Below are 933 nucleotides of genomic sequence, written 5' to 3'. Positions count from 1 at the left end.
GCTTAATGATGCTATAAAAGCCAAAGACCTTTTCTTTGACGAAGTATCCAATTTTAATCAAGCGGACGAAAAACTAAAACAGATTTTCTATTTGCTATTAAAAGACAAAAAGGAATTCAACGCTTTTTTTCGCTTACTTGGATATAAAAGTAGCAACACACAAATAGAAAAACTAATTCGAGAAAAATTTGATTCAGTCATTTGTGAGCATGCCGATCTTTCAAAAATAATTTCAAAACACCCGATCGAATTGGCTTACTGTTTGTCTTTGATAGATTGTAACAATAGATATTCAATAACTCCACCTTGGGTTCTTAAAAACTTTCCAAAATTCGAACGGATAATGTTCCAACTTAGAAGCAAACCTTGCCTGACTGGATGCAAATACTGCAATCAAGCGTTAGACATAAATAAGGGACTGAAAAATTATTTTGGTTTTGATGAATATAGAACTTATGCGGGTGAACCACTTCAAGAAAATGCAGTTCGAGCCGCAGTGGATAACAAATCTTTATTAGCCGTATTTCCGACAGGAGGTGGCAAGTCAATCACTTTTCAAGTTCCTGCATTGATGGCAGGTGAAAACGTAAAAGGTTTGACTGTTGTGATTTCTCCTCTGCAATCGTTAATGAAAGACCAAGTCGACAACCTTGAAAGAATTGGAATAACAGATGCTGTAACAATTAACGGCTTACTTGATCCTATTGAAAGGGTAAAATCTATTCAACGAATTCAAGACGGCAGAGCATCAATCCTTTATATTTCTCCTGAATCACTTCGCTCTAAGACAACAGAAAAATTACTACTTGGCAGAAAAATAGTTCGCTTTGTAATAGATGAAGCACACTGTTTTTCTTCCTGGGGACAAGATTTCAGAGTTGATTATTTATACATTGGCGATTTCATTAAAACCCTTCAGGAAAAGAAAAATCT

At 35.2% G+C, this 933-nt stretch carries 1 protein-coding gene; it reads left to right on the top strand.

Features of this window, described 5'->3' with window-relative positions:
- Positions 1 to 933: DEAD/DEAH box helicase (locus IU405_RS00980; RefSeq protein ID WP_197436766.1), on the top strand; the 933-nt coding region annotated here is incomplete at both ends.

Origin of the sequence: Polaribacter sp. BAL334 (genome assembly GCF_015767435.1) — a bacterium.
Lineage (GTDB): Bacteria > Bacteroidota > Bacteroidia > Flavobacteriales > Flavobacteriaceae > Polaribacter.
This window is presented reverse-complemented; position numbering and strand designations above follow the sequence as displayed.